20 protein-coding genes are annotated in these 20434 nt (G+C 64.1%); 8 read left to right on the forward strand and 12 right to left on the reverse strand.

The features are described 5' to 3' along the window. Nucleotides 1-11: 11 nt before the first annotated feature. The 3 genes from otnK to BN1233_RS05270 form a co-directional block, all read right to left on the reverse strand. On the reverse strand, nt 12-1289 hold the full coding sequence (gene otnK, locus BN1233_RS05260) for a 3-oxo-tetronate kinase (RefSeq protein WP_046862534.1): 1278 nt from the start codon (nt 1287-1289) through the stop codon (nt 12-14). Between the two features lie 25 nt (nt 1290-1314). Next, nucleotides 1315-1980 carry a 3-oxo-tetronate 4-phosphate decarboxylase gene (otnC, locus tag BN1233_RS05265; RefSeq protein WP_046862535.1) on the reverse strand — a complete coding sequence of 222 codons (666 nt, stop codon included), beginning with the start codon at nt 1978-1980 and terminating at the stop codon, nt 1315-1317. Nucleotides 1981-2055: 75 nt separating this feature from the next. Next, complete coding sequence (locus BN1233_RS05270) at nt 2056-2754, reverse strand: GntR family transcriptional regulator (protein ID WP_046862536.1); 699 nt, start codon at nt 2752-2754, stop codon at nt 2056-2058. Nucleotides 2755-2952: 198 nt separating this feature from the next. Between BN1233_RS05270 and BN1233_RS05275 the strand changes: the two genes are divergently transcribed. The 6 genes from BN1233_RS05275 (at nt 2953) to BN1233_RS05300 (ending at nt 9947) form a co-directional block, all read left to right on the forward strand. After that, on the forward strand, nt 2953-3966 hold the full coding sequence (locus BN1233_RS05275; protein ID WP_046863087.1) for a 4-hydroxythreonine-4-phosphate dehydrogenase PdxA: 1014 nt from the start codon (nt 2953-2955) through the stop codon (nt 3964-3966). Between the two features lie 80 nt (nt 3967-4046). Next, the gene (locus BN1233_RS05280; RefSeq protein ID WP_046862537.1) at nt 4047-5042 is read left to right on the forward strand and encodes a tripartite tricarboxylate transporter substrate binding protein; all 996 of its coding nucleotides are present in this window, start codon (nt 4047-4049) and stop codon (nt 5040-5042) included. 86 nt (nt 5043-5128) lie between these two features. Then, a complete protein-coding gene (locus tag BN1233_RS05285; RefSeq protein ID WP_046862538.1) occupies nt 5129-5608 on the forward strand; it encodes a tripartite tricarboxylate transporter TctB family protein in 480 nt (159 codons plus the stop codon). A gap of 28 nt (nt 5609-5636) precedes the next feature. Continuing rightward, a complete protein-coding gene (locus tag BN1233_RS05290; RefSeq protein WP_046862539.1) occupies nt 5637-7151 on the forward strand; it encodes a tripartite tricarboxylate transporter permease in 1515 nt (504 codons plus the stop codon). A gap of 96 nt (nt 7152-7247) precedes the next feature. Further along, entirely contained in the window at nt 7248-8975 is a 1728-nt protein-coding gene (locus BN1233_RS05295; RefSeq protein ID WP_046862540.1) for an IlvD/Edd family dehydratase, read from the forward strand. A 33-nt stretch (nt 8976-9008) separates the two neighbouring features. Continuing rightward, the gene (locus BN1233_RS05300) at nt 9009-9947 is read left to right on the forward strand and encodes a dihydrodipicolinate synthase family protein (RefSeq protein WP_046862541.1); all 939 of its coding nucleotides are present in this window, start codon (nt 9009-9011) and stop codon (nt 9945-9947) included. 251 nt (nt 9948-10198) lie between these two features. Here the strand turns inward: BN1233_RS05300 and BN1233_RS05305 are convergent, their stop codons facing one another. The 9 genes from BN1233_RS05305 to BN1233_RS05345 all read right to left on the reverse strand — a co-directional run bounded on the left by BN1233_RS05305 (nt 10199) and on the right by BN1233_RS05345 (nt 19086). Continuing rightward, nucleotides 10199-11164, reverse strand: coding sequence for a 2-hydroxyacid dehydrogenase (locus BN1233_RS05305; RefSeq protein WP_046862542.1), 966 nt, complete (start codon nt 11162-11164; stop codon nt 10199-10201). A gap of 99 nt (nt 11165-11263) precedes the next feature. Continuing rightward, the gene (locus tag BN1233_RS05310; RefSeq protein WP_046862543.1) at nt 11264-12151 is read right to left on the reverse strand and encodes a DMT family transporter; all 888 of its coding nucleotides are present in this window, start codon (nt 12149-12151) and stop codon (nt 11264-11266) included. 132 nt (nt 12152-12283) lie between these two features. After that, nucleotides 12284-12805, reverse strand: a complete 522-nt coding sequence (locus BN1233_RS05315) for a MarR family winged helix-turn-helix transcriptional regulator (protein WP_082145275.1) — start codon at nt 12803-12805, stop codon at nt 12284-12286. A 116-nt stretch (nt 12806-12921) separates the two neighbouring features. Beyond that, nucleotides 12922-13503, reverse strand: a complete 582-nt coding sequence (locus tag BN1233_RS05320) for an NAD(P)H-dependent oxidoreductase (protein ID WP_046862545.1) — start codon at nt 13501-13503, stop codon at nt 12922-12924. An 11-nt stretch (nt 13504-13514) separates the two neighbouring features. Next, complete coding sequence (locus BN1233_RS05325) at nt 13515-14939, reverse strand: FAD-binding oxidoreductase (RefSeq protein WP_046862546.1); 1425 nt, start codon at nt 14937-14939, stop codon at nt 13515-13517. Continuing rightward, nucleotides 14936-16312, reverse strand: coding sequence for a cytosine deaminase (locus BN1233_RS05330; protein ID WP_046862547.1), 1377 nt, complete (start codon nt 16310-16312; stop codon nt 14936-14938). The genes BN1233_RS05325 and BN1233_RS05330 overlap by 4 nt, the downstream gene beginning before the upstream one ends. Nucleotides 16313-16316: 4 nt before the next feature. Then, nucleotides 16317-17189: an ABC transporter permease gene (locus BN1233_RS05335; protein ID WP_082145277.1), complete on the reverse strand. Its 873-nt coding sequence runs from the start codon at nt 17187-17189 to the stop codon at nt 16317-16319. An 8-nt stretch (nt 17190-17197) separates the two neighbouring features. Then, nucleotides 17198-18001: an ABC transporter ATP-binding protein gene (locus BN1233_RS05340; protein ID WP_046863089.1), complete on the reverse strand. Its 804-nt coding sequence runs from the start codon at nt 17999-18001 to the stop codon at nt 17198-17200. A 71-nt stretch (nt 18002-18072) separates the two neighbouring features. After that, nucleotides 18073-19086: an ABC transporter substrate-binding protein gene (locus BN1233_RS05345; RefSeq protein ID WP_046862548.1), complete on the reverse strand. Its 1014-nt coding sequence runs from the start codon at nt 19084-19086 to the stop codon at nt 18073-18075. A gap of 131 nt (nt 19087-19217) precedes the next feature. On the opposite strand from BN1233_RS05345, the gene BN1233_RS05350 reads away from it, so the two are divergent. Continuing rightward, nucleotides 19218-19604, forward strand: a complete 387-nt coding sequence (locus BN1233_RS05350) for a RidA family protein (RefSeq protein WP_046862549.1) — start codon at nt 19218-19220, stop codon at nt 19602-19604. 13 nt (nt 19605-19617) lie between these two features. Beyond that, nucleotides 19618-20394 (forward strand): creatininase family protein, encoded by a 777-nt coding sequence (locus tag BN1233_RS05355; protein WP_046862550.1) that lies wholly within the window; start codon nt 19618-19620, stop codon nt 20392-20394. The last annotated feature ends 40 nt before the right edge of the window (nt 20395-20434 follow it).

Genomic DNA, 20434 nt, shown 5'->3' on the forward strand with positions numbered 1-20434 from the left:
TATATCGGGCATCACTCCTGCCGCGATGGCCGAAGCAAATCCCAGGCTTTCAGGAAGAAATCCGGCGCACCGAAATTGCCGGACTTGAGAGCGAGTGCGAGATCGGTCCCGGTCAGCGTCCGGGTCCATGGCACGCCAGGGTCGATCTCGGGTCCGATTGCAAGAGCATTGATCCCGAGGGCGCCGACGACCGCGCCCGAGGTTTCGCCCCCGGCTACGATGAGACGCGTAAAGCCCCGCTGCGACAAGGCGCGCGCGATCTCCGCCACTAATCTCTCGATCTGCTCTCCCGCATTCATACGACCGAGCCTGTTCTGGATGTCCTGCACCTCGTCAGGGGCAGCACTCGAGTAGACGAGAACCGGTTTGTCCGAGCCTTGCGCGGCAATCCAATCGAGCACGTCCTGTGCCGCCAATGCGCCGGAGGCGAGGGCGATCGGGTCGATGCGGAATGCCGGAACGCCGTTCCGGATCGCGACCTCTACTTGGCGCCGCGTCGCGCTCGAGCAGGACCCTGCAAGGATCGCGGCTCGGCCTTCGGGTGCTTCGATGTGTGACGCTGCGGATGAACTCGCTGTCGCATCGCCGCGATACGCCTCGGGCAGCCCCATGGCCACGCCCGAGCCACCGGTGATGAGCGGCAGTTCCGCTGCCGCCGCGCCGATCGAGCGAAGATGTCGGTCCGTGAGGGCATCCACGATCACGATTCGATGTCCCGAGGCCTTCTCGCGATCGAAGGCTCTGCGGATGTCATTAGGGCCGCCTTCGACATCCTCGAAGGAGACGAGCCCGACGGACAGAGCCGTCTGACGCTGAAGAACGCGCACGAGGTTGGAGTCCCGCATCGGTGTGAGCGGATGATCTTTCATGCTGCTTTCGTGCAGTGGCACTCCGTTGACGAAGAGATGGCCCTGATAGACCGTTCGGCCGTTCGCCGGAAAGGCCGGGCAGGCAATCGTGAAGTCGCTGCGCGTGAACGAGAGAAGCGCTTCCGCGACCGGGCCGATATTGCCGGCATCGGTCGAGTCGAAGGTCGAGCAGTATTTGAAGAAGAAGTTCGCTGCACCAGCACGCTGCAGCGCGCGCGCTGCATCCAATGATTGCTCGATGGCGTCCTTGGCGGGAATTGTTCTCGATTTCAGTGCGACGACCACGGCCTCCGCGCTGGAGAGGTCGAGATCCGGATCGGGAACCCCGACCGTTTGAACGGTTCTCATTCCTTCTCGCGAGAGCATGAGAGCGAGGTCCGTAGCTCCCGTCAGATCGTCCGCTATGCATCCCAGCCGCATGAGTGAGGCTCCGTCTCGTTCGGCGTTAAGGTTGTGTCGGCACGATCGATGAATCGAGGCCGAAATGCGTGACGAGATCCCGAACCTGCTCTCGCGTGAGCAGGCGAGGGTTCAGGCCATGCAGGAGAAGGCGAAGTTTCGCCGTCTCCTCGAGCTCCTCGGTCGCATAGACGGCAGCTTCGAGATCCTTCCCGGCGACGACCGGGCCATGATTGGCGAGGAGGACCGACGTGTATCGGCCTGCCAGTCCACGGATCGCATCGGCCACCGCGGGATCGCCCGGCCGGTAATAGGGCACGAGAGCGGTCTGCCCGACCCGCATGACGTAATAGGCGGTCATCGGAGGAATGGCGTTCGCGGCGTCCACGTCAGGGAGCATCGACACGGCAACGGAGTGCGTCGAATGCAGATGCACGATCGCGCCGGCATCGCTGCGGGTCGCGTAGAGCGCAGTGTGAAGCGGCAATTCCTTCGTCGGCGCGTCGCCCGAGAGAAGATTGCCATCGGGATCGAGACGGCTGAGACGAGCAGGGTCGAGAAATCCGAGCGACGCGTTCGTCGGAGTGGTCAGCCAGCCCCCATCCTTCAGGCGGACGGAGATGTTTCCGGACGATCCCGCCGTCAGCCCGCGCTCGAAGAGCGATCGACCGAAGCGGCAGATGTCCTCTCGAAGTCGCGTCTCTTCACTCACGTGGGATGCCTCACTGTCTTGCGTCCGCGATCAGGAGAGGATCCGCAGCACCGTCTCCGGAACGAGGTGAAGGGCTTACAGCCCGTCTCTGATCCGATCCCAGGATCTCTCCATGTGCGCGGCGAGGGCCGAGGCGAGACGATCCGCATCCCGGGCTTCGAGCGCTGCGATGATGTCCTCATGGTCGGCCACGGCGGCAGCCCATTTCTCGGGGCCCTCGTGGCCGATATAGCGAATCCGTCTGAGCCTGCCCTGCAGGATTCCGTGGAGATACATCAGCGGCTCGTTCTTCGAGAGGTGGAGAATGGCCGCGTGGATGCCCTGGTTCAACTTGAAATAGGGTAGCCGATCCCGCTTGGTGTACATCTCGATCATGCGATCGTGCAGCTGCCGCACCTCCCGGATCTCGGCATCGGTGGCGTGCTGGCAGGCGAGACGGCCGGCCATTCCCTCGAGCCCGCCGAGCACGATCAGGCTGTCGTGAACATCCTTCGGAGTGAATTGCCGGACGACGGCACCGCGTCCCGGAGACAGCTCCAGGATGCCTTCGCTTGCGAGAAACTTCAGAGCCTCGCGGAGCGGCGTGCGTGACACGCCGAGTTCCTTTCCGAGATTCCCCTCGTGGATGCGGGTTCCGGGCGCGAGAATCCCTTCGATGATCATGTCTCGGACCCGGGTCACGATCGCCTCATGAAGGCTCGGCCGCGCGATGGGCCCGCGCGGATCCAGGTCTCCCGCGAGATCTGCTGCCCGTGGTGTGCTGTCGCGATCCATGCGTAGCGTCCGTGTTTTGCCCTCGGGCACGTCTGCGGGAAGCTTACCGGAGCTTCCTCCTCCTATGCAAACAGAATTCTGTATGCAGCATGCTTGCGCACAGCATAACGGGCTGTTAGCGTCCGGGTCCGATCATCGGGGTGAGATCCAGTGAACGCTTTTTCCGTGCCGGCCAGCCGACCAACCATTGCCTTCGCTATGGGGGATCCTGCCGGGATCAGCCCCGAACTGGCCGCCAAGCTCGTCGCGTCCGACGAGTTTCGGGCCGCTGCACAATTGGTCATTTTCGGAGATCTTCGAATTTTCGAAGGAGGCGCCAAGGTGGCCGGCGTTCCGGTCGACGTGGAGGTCGTTACCGACGGGGCATCGATTCCGGAGGATATGGTCCGTCCCGTCTTCGTCGACCTCGCGAATCTGGGCCCGGACCAGGTCGTCCCCGCGACCGCCACGTTGGAAGGCGGAAAATTCGCGACCGAGAACTTCCGGCGCGCGCTCCTCCTGGCCAAGTCCGGTGCCGCCGATGCGGTGTTCTTCACCCCCTTCAACAAGAAGGCGATGCGCCTCGCCTACGACCGATACGACGACGAGATCCGCTTCGTCCGCGACGTACTGAAGACGTCGGGGCCGGCCAGCGAGTTCAACGTGCTGGGTGGCCTCTGGAATGCCCGCGTGACCTCGCACATTCCCCTGTCGCAGGTGGCTTCGGCCATTTCGGAAGAGGCGATCCTCCGCAGCCTCGCGCTGGCGGATCAGGCCTTGCGATCGGCCGGATTCTCTCCGCCGCGGATCGCTGTGGCGGGGCTCAATCCGCATGCGGGCGATGGCGGCAATTTCGGCCGGGAAGAGATCGACATCATCGAGCCGGCGGTCCGGCGAGCCGCGGCTCAGGGGCTGACCGTGCAGGGGCCGTTCCCGTCGGACACCGTCTTCCTGCGGGCCAAGAACGGCGATTTCGATGCAGTTCTGACCATGTATCACGACCAGGGTCAGATCGCGATGAAGCTGATGGGGTTCGACCGGGGCGTCACGCTGATCGGTGGTTTCCCGTTCCCGATCTGCACGCCGGCCCACGGCACGGCTTACGACATCGCTGGTCGCGGAATCGCCAATCTCGGCGCGAGCCGGGAGGCTCTTCTGCTCGCGATCCGGATGGGGGCCGATCTGCGTGCGCGACGCGGCGCCGTGGGCAAGGCGGAGCCTGAACTCGCCTGAGCGTCAGGCTTCCCAGCAATTCGAAGTCCCTGATCCGACGGCTGCCGGCCGCCAGGAAAAATCACCACGGAGAGAGGAACATGCTGAAGAAAACGTCATGGCTCGTCACGGCGGCTTTTGCCGTTGCTGTCGGAGGAGCCGCACAGGCCGCTTGGCAACCGACCAAGCCGGTCGAGTTCGTGGTGACGTCGAGCCCCGGCGGAGGCACAGACAACTTCGCACGCATGGTCCAGTCGATCATCGCCAAGCACAAGCTGATGGATCAATCGGTGATCGTCACCAACAAGGGTGGGGGCAGCGGCGCCGAAGGCTTCGTTTACACCAAGGTCGCTGCCGGCGACCCCCACAAGCTCACCTTCGGGACGAACAACGCCTACCTGCTCCCCTATGTCGCCAAGCTCGCCTACAAGTCCGACGAGCTGACGCCGGTGGCCGCCATGGCGCTCGACGAGTTCCTCCTCTGGGTGAAAGCGGACGCGCCCTACACGGATGCGAAGAGCTATATCGAAGCCGCAAAGGCGAAGCCCGAAGCCCTGAAGATGGGCGGCAGCCAGTCCAAGGATACGGACCAGACCCTCACGAGCCTCATCGAGGAGGCGACGGGCGCCAAGTTCATCTACATCCCCTTCCAGGGCGGAGGAACGGTCGCCGTTCAGCTCGCCGGCGGGCACATCGACTCGAACACGAACAATCCCAACGAGAACGTCGGGCAGTGGAAGGCCGGGGCCGTCAAGCCGTTGTGCGTGTTCAGTCCGACGCGCCTACAGTCGAGCACCAAGGTGACGGCCACGATGGGCTGGTCCGACATCCCGACCTGCAAGGAGGCCGGCATTCCGATCGATCAGTTCCAGATGCCGCGCACGGTTTGGCTGCCGAGCGGAGTTCCTTCCGAGGCTGTGGCCTTCTATGCCGACGTCCTGAAGAAGGTCAGCGAAACACCCGAGTGGAAGGAATATATCGAGCGTACATCGCAGACCAACAAGTTCCTCTCCGGAGACGAGTTCAAGGGCTTCATCGCCGATGATCAGGCCAAGAACCGGAAGGTCTTCGAGAGGGAAGGCTGGATCGTTCAGTAAGCTGTGACCAAGAGCGGCCGGTGCAGCCCGAGCTGCACCGGCCGCCTTCATGCGAGTCTACGAAACCCGACAAGGGAGGCAGAGCCATGGTTTCTCGCTTTTCGGCAGAGATCGCAACCGCGGTCTTTACGGCGGCTCTCGGGTTGACCGTGATGATCGGTGCGTGGGAGTTCGGGATCGGCTGGAGCTCTTCCGGCCCAGGGGCCGGCGCCTTTCCCTTTTATGTCGGCCTCGTGGTCACGCTGGCCAGCATCGGGACCATCACCAAGACAGCGCTCGCGAGAGGCGAATTGCAGACCGTGTTTCTCGACCGGCAGCAGGCGCGGCGCGTGGCGTCCTTCTTCGGCCCGATGGTCCTGTTCGTCGTCGCCGCGCTCGCGCTCGGCCTCTACGTTGCAGCTGCACTCTATTTGACCGTGGTGATGTGGCTGCAGGGCGGCTATCGGCTCGTGATCTCCGCGCCAGCCGGAATCGCTGCGGCAATCTTCTTCTACGTGGTGCTCGAACTGGCGTTTCAGGTGCCCCTGATGAAGGGGCCGCTCGAAGCCTCGCTCGGCATCCATTGAACATCGACCCGTTATCCGGAGACAGGCCGTGGATAATTTCGCCTCGCTCATGCACGGCTTCGGCGTCGCGCTGACGACCTATCACATCGCTCTGATGATGGCCGGTGTTCTGCTCGGCATCCTCGTGGGCGTTCTGCCGGGTCTCGGAGCGCCCAACGGCGTATCGCTGCTGCTGCCCCTGACCTTCACGATGGATCCCGTCGCAGCGATCATCTTGCTGACGAGCATGTATTGGGGCGCATTATTCGGCGGCTCGACGACGTCGATCCTGTTCAATATTCCCGGCGAACCGTCATCCGTCGCGACGACGTTCGACGGCTACCCGATGGCCAAGCAAGGGCGCGCGACGCAGGCTCTGACCCTCGCCTTTCTCTCGGCCGGCTCCGGTGCTTTGGTCGGCGTCATCCTGATCACGATCCTGTCCTCCTGGGTGGCGAACTTCGCTCTGAAGTTCAGTTCTCCGGAATATTTTGCCGTCTACTTCCTTGCCTTCGCGAGCTTCGTCGGACTCGGCGGGAATTCTGCCTTCAAGACGCTCGCATCGATGGGGCTTGGCTTTGCCTTCGCGACCGTCGGCATGGACACGATCTCGGGCAGTCTGCGCCTGACCTTCGGTTTCACCGAGCTCCTGGCCGGCATCAGCTTCCTGATCGCGGTGATCGGATTGTTCGGAATTGGCGAACTCATCGTCACGATGGAGGAGGGGCTTCGGTTCGAAGGGATTCGCGCTCGTGTGAGCCCGCGCGACGTCCTGAAGACCATCGTCCAGATGCCGCGATACTGGGTGGCGCTCGCGAGGAGCAGCGCGATCGGTTGCTGGATGGGCATCACCCCGGGCGGGCCGACCGCGGCGTCCTTCATGAGCTATGGTCTCGCCAAGCGGCTCTCGCGTCGCAAGGCGGCGTTCGGCAAGGGCGAGCCCGAGGGCGTCGTCGCGCCGGAAACCGCTGATCACGCCGCCGGGAGCAGCGCCATTCTCCCGATGCTCGCCCTCGGCGTGCCCGGATCGGCGACTGCTGCCGTGATGATGGGCGGGCTCATGATCTGGGGCCTGAACCCTGGCCCCATGCTGTTCATCGAGCGTCCCGATTTCGTCTGGGGGCTGATCGCCTCGATGTATCTCGGCAACATCGTCGCCGTGATCGTGGTCCTGGGTACTATTCCCCTCTTTGCGTCGATCCTGCGGATCCCGTTCGCCATCATCGGGCCCCTCATCGTGGTGGTGTGCTTCATCGGCGCCTACACGGTAGCGAGCCGTCCCTTCGATCTCTGGCTCGCACTGGCCTTCGGGGTGGGCGGGTATGCCTTCAAGAAGCTCGATTATCCGATCGCGCCGTTGGTTCTCGCCATGGTGCTCGGCGACAAGGCGGAGGACGCGTTCCGTCAGTCGATGATCATGTCGAGGGGATCGCTCTCGGTCTTCTGGTCGAACGGGCTCGTCGCGACGATCATGGCCATCGGTCTCTTGCTCCTGTGCTGGCCACTCATCTCGGGCGCTGTGCGACGGGCGATGCCATCCCGCACCTCTTCAGCGGCGGCATAGGCGCCTGCGCCGTGCCGTCGTCTGAATTACTGCTTGAATGCGTTGGAGGGCCGGAGCAGCATCGCCGTCCGGCCATCTCTCCGGAGACGAACGATCATGTCTGACAAGAAGACTCTCCGCAGCCGGGCGTGGTTCGCGCGCCAGGACAAGATGGGATTCTATTATCGCTCCTGGCTCAAGAACCGCGGCTTTCCGCAGGACCAGTTCGACGGTCGGCCGGTGATCGGCATCTGCAACACCTGGTCCGAGCTGACGCCGTGCAACTCGCATTTTCGGACGATCGCCGAGCATGTGCGCTGGGGCATTCTCGATGCCGGCGGCTTCCCGCTCGAGTTTCCCGTCATGTCGCTCGGCGAGACGATGCTGCGCCCGACGGCGATGCTCTATCGCAATCTTGCGTCGATGGACGTCGAGGAATCGATCCGGGCCAATCCTCTCGACGGCGTCGTTCTCCTGATGGGCTGCGATAAGACCACGCCCGCGCTGCTGATGGGCGCGGCGAGCGTCGACATCCCGACGATCGGCATCTCCGGTGGGCCGATGCTGCGCGGTATTCACTGCGGAAAGGCGATCGGCTCGGGCACCAACACGATCTCGATGAGCGAGCAACTCCGCTCCGGGCAGATCACCCTCGAGGAATTCTATGACGCCGAGGCGTCAATGCACCGCTCGCACGGGCATTGCATGACGATGGGGACCGCTTCCACCATGGCCTGCATGGTCGAAGCGCTGGGTGTCGGCATGCCGGGCAATGCGGCCATTCCCGCCGTCGACGCGCGCCGCAATCTGCTGGCCCGCGAGGCCGGCCGACGCATCGTCGAGATGGTCAAGCAGGATATCGTCCTGTCGCAGATCATGACGCGCAAGGCCTTCGAGAATGCGATCCGGGTCAATGCCGGGATCGGCGGCTCCACGAACGCCGTCGTGCATCTCATCGCGATGGCGCGCCGGATCGGCGTCGAGCTCAACCTCGACGACTGGGATCACCTGGGCCGGGGCGTCCACTGCCTCGTCGACATCATGCCGTCCGGCCGTTTCCTCATGGAGGATTTCTTTGAAGCCGGGGGACTGCCGGTCGTGATCCGCGAGCTCGCCCAGCAGGGGCTCATCCACAAGGATGCGATGACGGTCAACGGGCGCACAATCTGGGAGAACAACGAGGAAGCACTCTGCTGGAAGCCAGAGGTGATCCATTCCTTCGAGGATCCCTTCAAGGCGGATGCGGGCATCTCGGTTCTCCGGGGCAATCTCGCGCCGGACGGTGCGATCATCAAGCCCTCCGCTGCCTCACCGCATCTGCTGAAGCATACGGGCCGCGCCGTCGTGTTCGAATCGATTGAGGATCTGCATGCACGGATCAACGACGATGATCTCGATATCGACGAGACCTGCGTCATGGTCCTGAAATATTGCGGACCGAAGGGTTATCCCGGCATGGCCGAGGTCGGCAACATGCCGCTTCCGCCGAAGATTCTGAAGCGCGGCATCACCGACATGATCCGCATCTCGGATGCGCGCATGTCGGGAACCGCGTACGGCACGGTCGTCCTCCATACGGCTCCCGAAGCCGCAGCGGGCGGGCCGCTCGCGCTCGTGCAGAACGGCGATCTTATCACCCTCGACGTTGAAGCCCGGAGCCTGCATCTCCATGTGGATCAGGTCGAGCTCGACCGCCGCCGTGCGGTCTGGCAGCCCCCAAAGCCGCACGCGGAGCGCGGCTACGTGAAGCTCTATCTCGACCACGTCCTGCAGGCCAACGAGGGCGCCGATCTCGACTTCCTGGTGGGGAAGAGCGGAGCCGCCGTGCCGCGCGACAATCACTGATCGGAACGCCGCAACGCTTTTGGGAGAGAGACGATGCCCGACACGAAACCTGCAACCAGCCGGCCCTATACCGGCGTTTACCCGATTGCCCCGACGCCTTTCACTGAGAACGCGGATCTCGATCTCGACGGGCAGCGGCGCGTTCTCGACTGCATGATCGACCAGGGCGTCGACGGTATCTGCATCCTGGCGAATTACTCCGAGCAGTTCCTGCTGACCGATGATGAGCGGGACACGCTGACGGAACTCTGCCTCTCGCACATCGCGGGACGCGTGCCCATTGTCGTAACGACGAGTCATTTCTCCACGCGCATCGCCGCGGAGCGCTCCCGCCGCGCCGCGCAGGCCGGCGCCAGCATGCTCATGCTGATGCCGCCCTATCACGGCACGGGCCTGCGGGCCGACGAGGTCGGAATGCTGGAGCATTTCGCGAGAGTTGCCGAAGCCTCGGGCCTCCCGATCATTGTCCAGGATGCCCCGCTTAGCGGCGTCGCCTTGTCGGTCCCGTTCCTGGTGCGTCTCGCCCGTGAGGTACCGCTCGCGCGCTACTTCAAGATCGAGGTTCCGCAAGCAGCTTCCAAGCTGCGCGCGCTGATCGCGGCCGGCGGCGATGCGATCGAAGGTCCCTTCGATGGCGAGGAATCGATCACGCTCATGGCGGATCTCGACGCCGGCGCGACCGGCACGATGTGCAGCGCGCTGCTCCCGGATCTCATCAAGCCAGTGCTCGAGCATCATCGCGCAGGTCGGCGCAAGGATGCGGCCGCAGAATACGCGCGTATCCTGCCGCTGATCAATTACGAGAACCGGCAATGCGGCCTGCGTGCGACGAAGACCGTCATGGCGGCCGGCGGTGTGATCAAGAGCGACACGGTGCGTCATCCGCTCGAAGCGCTGCATCCGGCTACGCGGGCGGGATTGCTGGAGCTTGCTGAAGAACTACAGCCGCTGGCGCTGCGCTGGGGGAAGTGAGGCTTCATCCGTGAATGCGCGCGTGCGAGGTGCGCTTCTTGCCGCGCGCCCTCTGAGAGCGCAGTGTTTCCCCCTTACCCGGACGCTTCGCGTCCGACCTCTCCCTCCGGGGGAGAGGCGAAGCGGCGGCGCGCACATCACCTCTCCCTCGACGGGAGAGGTCGACGCCCGAAGGGCGGCGGGTGAGGGGGGCAGCGCCAACCCCGCAAGCACAGCGCACTCACAACCCGTACGATCCCTGCAAGTCGCAGTTACGACTCCTCGCCGCGCCAAGGCGTCTCCGAAACCGGTGTCAACGGGCCACGTCCGCCAAACCACGAAAGCAGATTGTCGACGACGAGCTGGCCCATGGCCTTGCGGGTATAGACCGACCCGGAGGCGATGTGCGGGAGAAGCACCACATTCTCGAGGGCGATGAGTTCCGCCGGAACCTTTGGCTCATTCTCGTAAACGTCGAGGCCAGCCGCGAGGATCGTCTTCGATTTTAAGGCCTCGATCAGGGCGGCCTCATCGACGACACTGCCGCGCGCGACGTTGATCAGGATGCCGTTGGGCCCGAGCGCTTTCAGAACATTCGCATCAATCAGATGACGCGTCCCGGCGCCCCCCGGCGTGATCGCGATGAGCACGTCGCTCTCACGCGCGAGCTCCTCGATCGTGGAGCAGTACGCGTAGGTCACTCCGTCCTGGCGGTTGCGGCCGTGATAGAGAATCGGAACGTCGAAACCTTCGAGCCGCCGCGCAATCGCCTTGCCGATGCGGCCGAGACCGACGATTCCCACCTTGCGGTCACGCAGGGTCGCTGAAAGCGGGAACGGGCGCTCGAGCCAGCGGCCCTCTCGCAGATAGCGTTCGGCCTGCGGGATCTGGCGAATGGTGGCGATGAGGAGACCGATCGTCAGGTCGGCGACTTCGTCGTTGAGCACGTCCGGCGTGTTCGTGACGACGATGCCGCGCCGCCCCGCCTCTGCGGCATCGACATGGTCATATCCGACCCCGAAGCTCGAGACGATCTCGAGATTGGGCAGCCGGTCGAACAGCGCGCTGTCGATTCGGCTCGAATTCGTCGCGATTCCACGGATCAGGGGGCCGACCTCGGCGAGGAAGGAGGCTCTGTCCGGAGCCTCCCACATCCGGTGGAGGGTGAAGGCCTGCTCGAGCTGGTCCATCACGTGCGGCATCATTGCTGCCGGCATCAATACATCGACCTTGATCATGATCTCCCCTCCCTGGCTGCGGGTTTCCCGTTCTAGCCGATGGGGCCTACCAGTCGAGTCCCGTATGGAGCTGAGCTTCTGGTCCGGGCGCTCAGGCCATTACGCCCTGGATCCTGCAAACCTCTCCCGGGAGAGAAGGTAGAGCCCGGAGCAGATCACGATGCCGGCACCGAAAAGCGTGGCTGAGCTGGGCCAATCGCCGAATACGATATAGCCGAAGAGGAGCATCCAGACCATCTGCGTGTAGATGAACGGCGCGAGCACTGGTGCCGGTGCGCGGGCATGGGCCAGAATGAGAAGCCAATGCCCGAATGCTCCGTAGAAGCCGGTCATCAGGAGCAGGAGGGCCGTGAAGGCATCGGGCCAGGTCCAGACCATCGGCAGGATCGGCATCATGACGACGAAACCGGCCAAGCCGGAATAGACGAGCGTCGTCGCAGATGAATCGTGGGCAGCGAGCTTTCGGGTGAGCAACGCATAGCCGGCATAGCACAGGGTGCCCGCCATCGAGAGGAAGACCGCCGGGTGCGTGCCGAAACCTGGCCGGGTCACCACGAGAACGCCGACGAAGCCGATCGCGATGGCGATCAGCCGCTCTGTGCCGGCGCGTTCGCCAAGAAGCGGTCCTGCCAGAAGCGCGACGATGAGCGGGGCCGCGAACGTGATCGAGAGCGTCTCGGCAAGCTGCAAATACTGCAGGGCCACGAAATTGGTGGCGGTCGACAGGAACAGCAGGATCGAGCGCACGATCTGGAGCCCCAGCCGCGAAGTCCGGAGGACACCGGGCTTCGTCCGCGGATTGATGAACAGGCCGACGAGGACGACACTGACAGAGTACCGGGCCCATACGATCAGGAGCGGATCGACCGTCCTGTTGAGCCATTTCGCCGTTGCATCCAGCATGGCGAAGCACAGGAGCGCTGCACAGATCAGTCCGATCCCGACGAGGCGTCCCCGTGCCTCCGTTCGAGCCGAGACTGCGCTCATCGAAGGTCCGCATTGAACATGCCCGGACCCTATCCGAAATGTCTCGGGCGACCAGATGCGGAAATGCATGCGGCGGTTGCAGAAATGGGCGCAACGGGCTCGCTGGTGGTCGCGAGCGCCTTCGATGAGGCGTCAGGCGTTCACCGCGACCGGGAGAACCGGGGAGGGGCCGAGCTCCTCGAGATCCTCGTCGGGCGCGTCGAGATCCCGCGAGTCGGCGCCGCTGGCCTCTGCGAGGTTCCGCGCAACCCGGCGCAGCAGCTTGCGCAGACGCTTGCGCTCCTTCCCGTCGAAATCCTGGAGGAGTTCCGCTTCGACATCGTCCCACAATTGTTCGATCGCAGCGGCGCGGGCTTGGCCTTCCTCCGTGAGCCGGACCCGGACGATGCGGGCGTCTCCGGGCTCCGTGTGCCGCTCGACGAGGTTCAGGGTCGCGAGCCGGGAGATGGTTTTCGAGGCCGTCGGAGGCCGGACGCGCAGGATCGCCGCAAGTTCTCCCATTGTCATGGGTCCGGCCGCCGCGAGCGCCTGAAGGACTTGCTCCTGGCCTGCGAACAGGCCCACCGAGGCGAGCTTGTCTCCCATCCGGCCGCGGTGAAGCCGCGCGGCCTGGACGAGCGCCCATCCGACACTCTTCGATCCCGGATGCTTCATGGTGCGTTCGACCGTCACGGCCAGATCTCCACCTGTCCGGCTTTCCAATGGACCGGAGTCATGACGGTGCAATGACGGCGGGCTTCCGTCAAACGGCACGTGGCCCCGCCGGGAGATCAGAGCGCCGCCATGGCCTTTTCGACCCGCTGCAGGAAGGCGGCGCGCCCTGCTGGTGTCTGGCGGTTCATGTCGTGAAGGGCGAGATACTTGCGGCGGGCAAAGGGCGCTACCAGCACCCGCAGCATCCGCATGACCACCTTGCGGGGCGGATCGCCGATGAGAAAGGCTCGCCAGCGCGGCGAGCCGTAGGTCGCAATGCCGATGAGCATCTTCACATGCATCAGGTTTGGCTGCGCGAGACCGTTGTCGAGGCGAAAGCTCACGCCCGGCAGAAACACCCGGTCGAGATAGCCCTTGAGGATCGCCGGAAAGCCGAAGTTCCAGACCGGAAAGACGAAGACAATTCCTTCAGCCTGCTCCAGCCGTCGCACATAGCTTTCAACGGGTGCCCGGTTCGCCGGCACGTCGAGATAGCGCTCCCGCTCCGCGCGGGTCAGGACCGGATCGAAGCCTTCTGCGTAGAGATCGCAGTCGTCGACCTGGTGGCCGGAGCACCGCAGGGTTTCGACGACCGTCCGATGAATGGCAGCGCCGAAGCTCTCGGGATCCGGATGAGCGTAGAGGACGAGAATGCGCATCCGGGTCTTCGTCAGGCGAGCTGCTGCTCCGCGAGCCCCCGGAACAGGTAGGTCTTCCCGGATCGGTAATCGTAACTCGGATTCTCCCAAGCCACCATCTTCCCGGGGTTGAGCAGCCCTTGCGGATCCGCCTCGCGCTTGAACGCGAGCTGGATTTCGTCGGTCTGCTTCATGCCCCCTTCCTCGAGCGTGTAGCGGTGCGGGTTGAAGATCGGTGCCCCCATCTCCTCATGGATCGCTATGATCTCTTCGAGGCGCTCCTCGGTCGTGAACCGCACGAGCGGCAGCCCCATGCAGGTGACCTTTCCATCGAATCGAACGAATTCGAGGTGCGCCGGCAGCTCATCCCCGAAACGATTATGGATCCTTTCGACGGTCGCGAGCTGGTTCGGGAAGGGGTAGAGCACCTGCAGGTAGGTGATGGTCGGATCCACCCGAAGCGCGCGGAGCGTGGTGTGGTTCCAGGAAAGCTCGTAGACGGGAGGCAATCCCTTGAGGTCCGCGGGAGCGAGCTGGTCCTGCCGGAACAGGATCTCGGCCCCCCGGCGCCGCCGTGTGACCGCAATCAGCGGGTCGAGCGAATGCGGCGCGACCATGATGAGAACGAGATGCTTGTCGCGCGGAAGAAAGCGCTGGTGGCGCAGGAAATAATCGTGCGACACGGGCGCTGCGACGACGGCGATTTCCTTCACGAGCAGGCCGTCGGCCTCGCCGATCTCGTTCGCATAGGCCGCGGCGCTCGCCAGCGCATCGAACCCGACGATGAGGTCGATCCATTCATAGGACGGAGCGAGGGGCATCTCGACTTCCGTGATGATGCCGTTGGTTCCGTACGCGTGGCTCACCTTGTGGAGATCGTCGCCGCTGAGCTCGAGAATGCGCGGCGAGCGTTCCATCGTTGCGACCTTCAGGCGAAGGATGTTCCCGCTGTCCCGCAATCCGCCCCACTTGATCGAGCCGATACCGCCCGATCCGCCGGCCACGAAGCCGCCAATCGACGCCGTGTTGTAGGTCGATGGATGCAGGCGGATTTCCTGTCCGGAATGGGGACGGGTTTCTCGGTCGATCTGCGCGATCACCGCGCCCGGCTCGCAGGTGACGCAACCCGGCGCGATCGACTTCACGCGCGAGAATCCCGAGAGGTCGAGCACGACGCCGCCCGAGAGAGGCATCGCCTGTCCGTAATTGCCCGTGCCGGTGCCGCGCGGCGTGACCGGTATTCCGAACTCGAAAGCGGCTGCGAGAACCTGGATCACCTCGGCTTCGCTCTTCGGGCTCACGACGATGTCAGCGGTCACGGCATCGAGCTGGCGCTTCAGCGTCGGCGAATACCAGTAGAAATCGCGGCTCTTCTGCCGCACGAGCGCGGGATTGTCCTCGTAACGGATTCCATCGATCCGGGTCTTGAAAGAGTCGAGGTCGTAGTCTCGGGTCATCCGTCACTCCGGGCCTGCGAGCCGAATGCATTTCGGCGCGGGACGTTCATCAAGGGGTCGAGTTCGCGATAATCGGGCAATGTCGTGTCGATCGGGCGACCTGCCACCACGACCATCCGGTCCGATTGAGGGCGTGACAGGAATTCGTTGAGGCTGCGGGCTCGCGTGAGCACGAAATCGGCGGCATCGCCGGCCTCGATGCGCCCGTGCCGGTCGAGGCCCATGACATCGGCGGGCGTCGCTGCGATGGTACGGAGCCAATCGTGTCCCGAATGGTCGAAATGCAGGATTCGCGTCGCCTCGCGGAATACCTCGATCATGTCGAGATCGCCATAGGCGTAGAACGGGTCCCGCGTGTTGTCGCTCGCCACCATCACGGGAACACCGGCGGCTTGCAGTTCATGAATGGGAACGACGCCCCGCCATCGCGGCGTGCGTCTTGGCTGCCGGTCCTGCAGATACAGGTTGCACAGCGGCAGGCTCACGACGGCGAGCCGCGCCTCGGCGACGAGGTCGATCACGCGCTCGGCTTCCGCCTCGGGCTGGAGCGCCAGCGAGCAGCAATGGCCGCACAGGACCTTGCCGCGAAACTCGTTCCTAATCACGGCTCGAGCGATCCGCTCGAGCGTCCTGGCATCGGGCGACGCGCTTTCGTCGACATGCAGATCGACATCCAGCCCCTCGGCATCGGCCGCCTGGAAAATCCGGTCGAGGGCATGATCGGTCGCCGCGTCGGGTGCCTGTCCGAGAAAGGTGACACCGCCGAGGAGGCCGCCATGGCGCGCGACGGTTGCCACGACATGACGGAACGTCTCCTCGTCGAGGACGAGGTCGAGCGGAAAGAGCGCCGTCGCCTGCAAGGCGATACGTCCGCGCCATTCCTCACGGAGTTCGGCGAAAACCGGCCAGGAAATATCCGTCTGATCCCCGATCGAATCGAGATGTGTCCGGATCGCTCCCGTCCCGTGGGCAAAGGCGCAGCGCAGGCCGAAATTCATCCGGGTGCGGACATCATCCGCCGTCCAGTGCTGGGACCGATCCTGGTCGACTCCGGCCAGAGCGCTCATAAACGTGCCGTCGCGGTTCGGGCGCCGTGGCCAGAGATAGCCCTTGTCGAGATGGGTATGGATGTCGACGGGGCGAGGAAGAACGATTCCGCCGTCGAGCTCCACGGCATCAAGTCCGGTGTCGAGGCTTGCGGTGCCGGCCGCGACAATGGAGGCGATCCGCCCGCTTTCGACCGTGATGTCGACGAGACTCAATCCGTCCTCATCCGCAGCAAGGCCGCGCGTCGGAACGAGAACCGCGGGGACGCGTGCACGGAGCAGGCGGTAGGTGGCTCCTGCCGGAAGACAGGCAAATCCAAATGCCATGACGTCAGCGTTCCCGCGCCAGTGCGCTCTCGTGCCAGCGTCGAAGCAGCAGATGCGACAGGAGGGATGTCGCCAGGAAAATGATGACGCCCGTCACGGCGAGGAGCCCGAGCGCCGCGAAGAGCCGTGGAATGTTCAGGCGGAACTGGCTTTCGACGATCCGGTACGCGAGCCCGGAGCCGGCTCCGGCCGAGCCGGCTGCGATCTCGGCGACGACCGCGCCGATGAGCGCGAGCCCGCCCGCAATCTTCAGCCCCGCGAGGAAATAGGGAAGGGCAGCCGGGCGGCGGAGATACCAGAGCGCCTTCACCCGTGAGAGGAGGCGTCCGGTCCACGCGGGCGCCCACCGGGGACGGGTCGAGCCATAGAGTTCGAACAACTCGAGGAGGTTCCGGTCGACGGAACGCAGGCCGAGCGTGGTGTTCGACAGGACGGGAAAGAATGCCACGATCCACGCGCAGGCGAGCACCGCCATGTCCTGCGGGAGATAGATGAGGAGGAGCGGCGCGATCGCGATGACGGGCGTGACCTGCAGAACGACCGCATAGGGATAGAGCGAATATTCGATCACGCGCGACAGGCTGAGGAGGACCGCGAGCGTGACGCCGCCCGCGACCGCGAGCGCGAGTCCGAGCAAGGTCGTCTGCAGCGTGACGAGAAGTGACGTGAAGAGGATCGGCCAATCCTTGATGAGCGTCGACCAGATCGCGCTCGGCGCCGGAAGGATGTAGGCCGGCACGTCGTTTGCCTCCACATAGTATTCCCAGGCGAAGAGCGAGAGAATGAACACCGTGAGCGGCAGGCCGATCCTCAGGATCTGGTTGCGGTCGACGAGCGGAAAGCGGCGGAGGCCGGGACGCGGCGTGGAGATGGACATCGTGCCGCTCACAGGTGCTCGTCCGGTGACATGGCGCCGTGCAGGGCCTGCGACGTGCGGCGGCAGAGTTCCGCGTAGAGCGGGTCGGACCGGAAGCTCTCATCGCGCACGTGCGGCGCGTCGACATCGATCTCGGCCACGACCCGTCCCGGACGTGCCGCCATGACGATGATGCGGTTCGAGAGATACACGCTCTCGTAGACGGAGTGGGTCACGAACACCACCGTGCAGCCCAGTTCTCTCTGCAGTCGAAGAAGGTCATCGTTGAGCCGGAAGCGCGTGATCTCGTCAAGCGCCGCGAAGGGCTCGTCCATGAGCAGGAGCTTCGGGCGAACCGACAGGGCGCGCGCGATCGAGACGCGCATCTTCATCCCGCCCGAGAGTTCCCGGGGATAGGCGTGGCCGAAGCCGCTCAAACCCACGCGGGCGAGTCCATCCGCGATCCGCGGCTCGGCCTCGCGCCGCGAGACGCCGCGCAGACGGAGCGGCAGCCACACGTTGTCGGCGGCAGTGGCCCACGGCATGAGCGTCGGTTCCTGGAACACGAAACCGATTTCCGCATGCGGATCTCTGCTTCGCGAAAGCGGCCATTCCACATGTCCGCTCGAAACCTCGGCGAGGCCGGCAATGAGTCGCAGGGCCGTCGATTTTCCGCAACCTGAAGGGCCGAGCAGCGAAACGAACTCGCCGGGCCGGATGTCGAGATCAAGGCCCGCCAGGGCGGTGGTGCCGTTGGCAAAGGTCTTCGTGACGCCGCGCATCGAGACGAGGGGCGGTGACTCGAGGCGGGTTGAAGTCCGGGTTGCGAGCATGCCGATCATGATGTGTGAAATGACAACGGCCGGGCGTGCGGAGCCCGGCCGCAAACGACCGTGATCAGCCGCTACTTCCTGAGTTCATTGCCGATGCCCTTGTTCACGAACTGCAGGGTGTAGCTCTTCTTGTATTCGAGATCCGCCGGGAAGAGCCCCGCCCGTACCATCTTATCGAAGAAATCCTTCATGCGCTCGTCCGTCATGGCGCCGATGCCGAGCTTGATGGTGTCGCCGGAATCGACCAAGCCGTATTCCTTCATCTTCCCGATCGCGAACGCGATCTGATCGTCCGTTATCTCGGGGTTGTCCTTCTTGATGAGTTCGTTGGCAGCCTTGTTGTCGCCGTACAAGTAATTGTACCACCCGATCATCGAGGCCTCGACGAATCGCCGCACGAGATCGGGGTTCTTCTCGACGAGCTCGCGGCGGGTCTCGATCGTGGTCGCATAGGTCGAGAAGCCGTTATCGGCGAGGAGATGCACGACGGGCTTGAAGCCGGCCTGTTGCTCGATCGCATGGGGCTCCGACGTCACATAGCCCTGCTGCACCGCCTTCTTGTTCGTGATGAACGGCGCGGGGTTGAACGTGTAGGGTTTCGTCTGCTCTTCCTTGAAGCCGAACTCGGTCTTCATCCATTGATAGAACGAAGCCAGCCCCTCCTTGCCGACCAGGATGTCGTTCGACTTCTTGAGATCGAGGAACGTGTCGAAGCCTTGTCCGGGATGCGCCAGGAAGACCTGCGGGTCCTTCTGGAAGACGGCGGCGACGACGAGAGTAGGGATGTTCTCCTGGACGGCGGAGAAGGCCTGGATCATGTTGCCGCCCATGTAGAAGTCGATGCGGCCGACGGGCAGCAGCATGCGGTTGTTCGCCTGCGGCCCGCCCGGGAGGATCTTCACCTCCAAGTTGTATTTCTTGTAGGTGCCATCGGCGACCGCCTGATAGAATCCGCCATGTTCCGCCTGGGCGACCCAGTTCGTGCCGAAGGTGGTCTGGTCGATTTTCTGCTGCGCCGATGCTCCGCCGAGCCCCGTGGCTAAAAATACGGCAGCTGCGGCATTCCTGCGCAGATAACTCTTCATCGACCATCCTCCAGGGTTTGCAACTCGTTGAGACCGGCCGGATTTGTGCGCGGTCGGAGAAGGCTTGGCAAGCTCCGTGCCGGGTCTGTAGGAATGATTCTCACGAGTTCGAGGATTTGCCCGGGCCTGCCGTGCGCACCATCACTCCCAACACGATTCGGGCGCCCTTTGCCCGCTACAGCCATGCCGTCGAGGTTCCCGCCGGGGCAAGGCTCGTCTTCGCCTCCGGCCAGCTCGGGATCTCCGTGGATGATGCCATTCCCGAAGATGCCGGGGATCAGGCCGATCTCTGCTTCAGGGCGATCGGCGAGATCCTGTTGGCAGCCGGGATGGCGTTCGGCGATATCGTACGGATCAATGCCTTCGTTTCGGATCGCGCGCACCTCGCCGCCTACATGACCGTGCGGGACCGCTATGTCGCGTTGCCGCCTCCCGCCTCGACCCTGATGATCGTTTCCGGGTTCACGCGGCCCGAATTCAAGGTCGAGGTCGAAGTCGTTGCCGCCAAGGTCGATTGAACAGGAATCCATCATGCCCGCACGTAATTGGCTCGACCTCACGACGGAGGAGTTCCGGGCCCGCGACATGAGCCGCGCGATCGCGGTTCTCCCGGTCGCCGCCGTCGAGCAGCACGGCCCTCATCTGCCGGTCGGCGTCGATACCTTCATCAATGAAGGCTATCTCGCGCGGGCGCTCCCGCTCGTCCCCGATGACCTCGATATCCTGGTCCTGCCCGTGCAGGCGGTGGGCAAGTCGAACGAGCATCTCGGCTTTCCGGGAACGCTTACCCTGAGCGCCGAGACGGCGATCCGTGTCTGGACGGAGATCGGCGAGAGCGTGCATCGCGCCGGCTGCCGCAAGATCGTGTTCCTGAACTCCCACGGCGGGAACGTATCGGTGGTCGATATCGTCGCGCGCGAGCTGCGCGTGCGCTGCGGGATGCTCGCCGTGAATGTGGCCTGGCATCGCCTCGGCTACCCTGAAGGTCTCCTCGACGAGAAGGAGGCGCGTCATGGCATCCATGCCGGCCATGCCGAGACATCGCTGATGCTCGCCTTCAAGCCCGATACGGTGCGGATGGATCGCGCGCAGAACTTCGAGCCCCGCACTGTCGGGATGGAGCAGCGTTTTCGCTACCTGCGCGCGACGCAGCCGATCGGCTTCGGCTGGATGAGCCAGGACCTCAACGCCGCGGGCGCCATGGGCGATGCATCGTGCGCGACCGCAGAGGACGGCGAAGCCGCTGCGGATTACGGAGCGCAGGCATTTGTCGCCTTGCTCCGCGAGATCGACGAATTCTGCTTGTGATCGCGGCCGTTCGGGGAGTGGACGCTCCTCCTTGTGAGGC

The organism is Microvirga massiliensis (assembly GCF_001006805.1).
In the GTDB taxonomy this organism is placed as follows: Bacteria; Pseudomonadota; Alphaproteobacteria; order Rhizobiales; family Beijerinckiaceae; genus Microvirga; species Microvirga massiliensis.

Bases quoted from the DNA above. Each gene is read 5' to 3' on its own strand.
- otnK (WP_046862534.1), bottom strand. From the start codon at position 1,289: ATGCGGCTGGGATGCATAGCGGACGATCTGACGGGAGCTACGGACCTC.
- BN1233_RS05270 (WP_046862536.1), bottom strand. From the start codon at position 2,754: ATGGATCGCGACAGCACACCACGGGCAGCAGATCTCGCGGGAGACCTG.
- BN1233_RS05275 (WP_046863087.1), top strand. From the start codon at position 2,953: ATGGGGGATCCTGCCGGGATCAGCCCCGAACTGGCCGCCAAGCTCGTC.
- BN1233_RS05280 (WP_046862537.1), top strand. From the start codon at position 4,047: ATGCTGAAGAAAACGTCATGGCTCGTCACGGCGGCTTTTGCCGTTGCT.
- BN1233_RS05285 (WP_046862538.1), top strand. From the start codon at position 5,129: ATGGTTTCTCGCTTTTCGGCAGAGATCGCAACCGCGGTCTTTACGGCG.
- BN1233_RS05295 (WP_046862540.1), top strand. From the start codon at position 7,248: ATGTCTGACAAGAAGACTCTCCGCAGCCGGGCGTGGTTCGCGCGCCAG.
- BN1233_RS05300 (WP_046862541.1), top strand. From the start codon at position 9,009: ATGCCCGACACGAAACCTGCAACCAGCCGGCCCTATACCGGCGTTTAC.
- BN1233_RS05305 (WP_046862542.1), bottom strand. From the start codon at position 11,164: ATGATCAAGGTCGATGTATTGATGCCGGCAGCAATGATGCCGCACGTG.
- BN1233_RS05310 (WP_046862543.1), bottom strand. From the start codon at position 12,151: ATGAGCGCAGTCTCGGCTCGAACGGAGGCACGGGGACGCCTCGTCGGG.
- BN1233_RS05315 (WP_082145275.1), bottom strand. From the start codon at position 12,805: ATGAAGCATCCGGGATCGAAGAGTGTCGGATGGGCGCTCGTCCAGGCC.
- BN1233_RS05320 (WP_046862545.1), bottom strand. From the start codon at position 13,503: ATGCGCATTCTCGTCCTCTACGCTCATCCGGATCCCGAGAGCTTCGGC.
- BN1233_RS05325 (WP_046862546.1), bottom strand. From the start codon at position 14,939: ATGACCCGAGACTACGACCTCGACTCTTTCAAGACCCGGATCGATGGA.
- BN1233_RS05330 (WP_046862547.1), bottom strand. From the start codon at position 16,312: ATGGCATTTGGATTTGCCTGTCTTCCGGCAGGAGCCACCTACCGCCTG.
- BN1233_RS05335 (WP_082145277.1), bottom strand. From the start codon at position 17,189: ATGTCCATCTCCACGCCGCGTCCCGGCCTCCGCCGCTTTCCGCTCGTC.
- BN1233_RS05340 (WP_046863089.1), bottom strand. From the start codon at position 18,001: ATGCTCGCAACCCGGACTTCAACCCGCCTCGAGTCACCGCCCCTCGTC.
- BN1233_RS05345 (WP_046862548.1), bottom strand. From the start codon at position 19,086: ATGAAGAGTTATCTGCGCAGGAATGCCGCAGCTGCCGTATTTTTAGCC.
- BN1233_RS05355 (WP_046862550.1), top strand. From the start codon at position 19,618: ATGCCCGCACGTAATTGGCTCGACCTCACGACGGAGGAGTTCCGGGCC.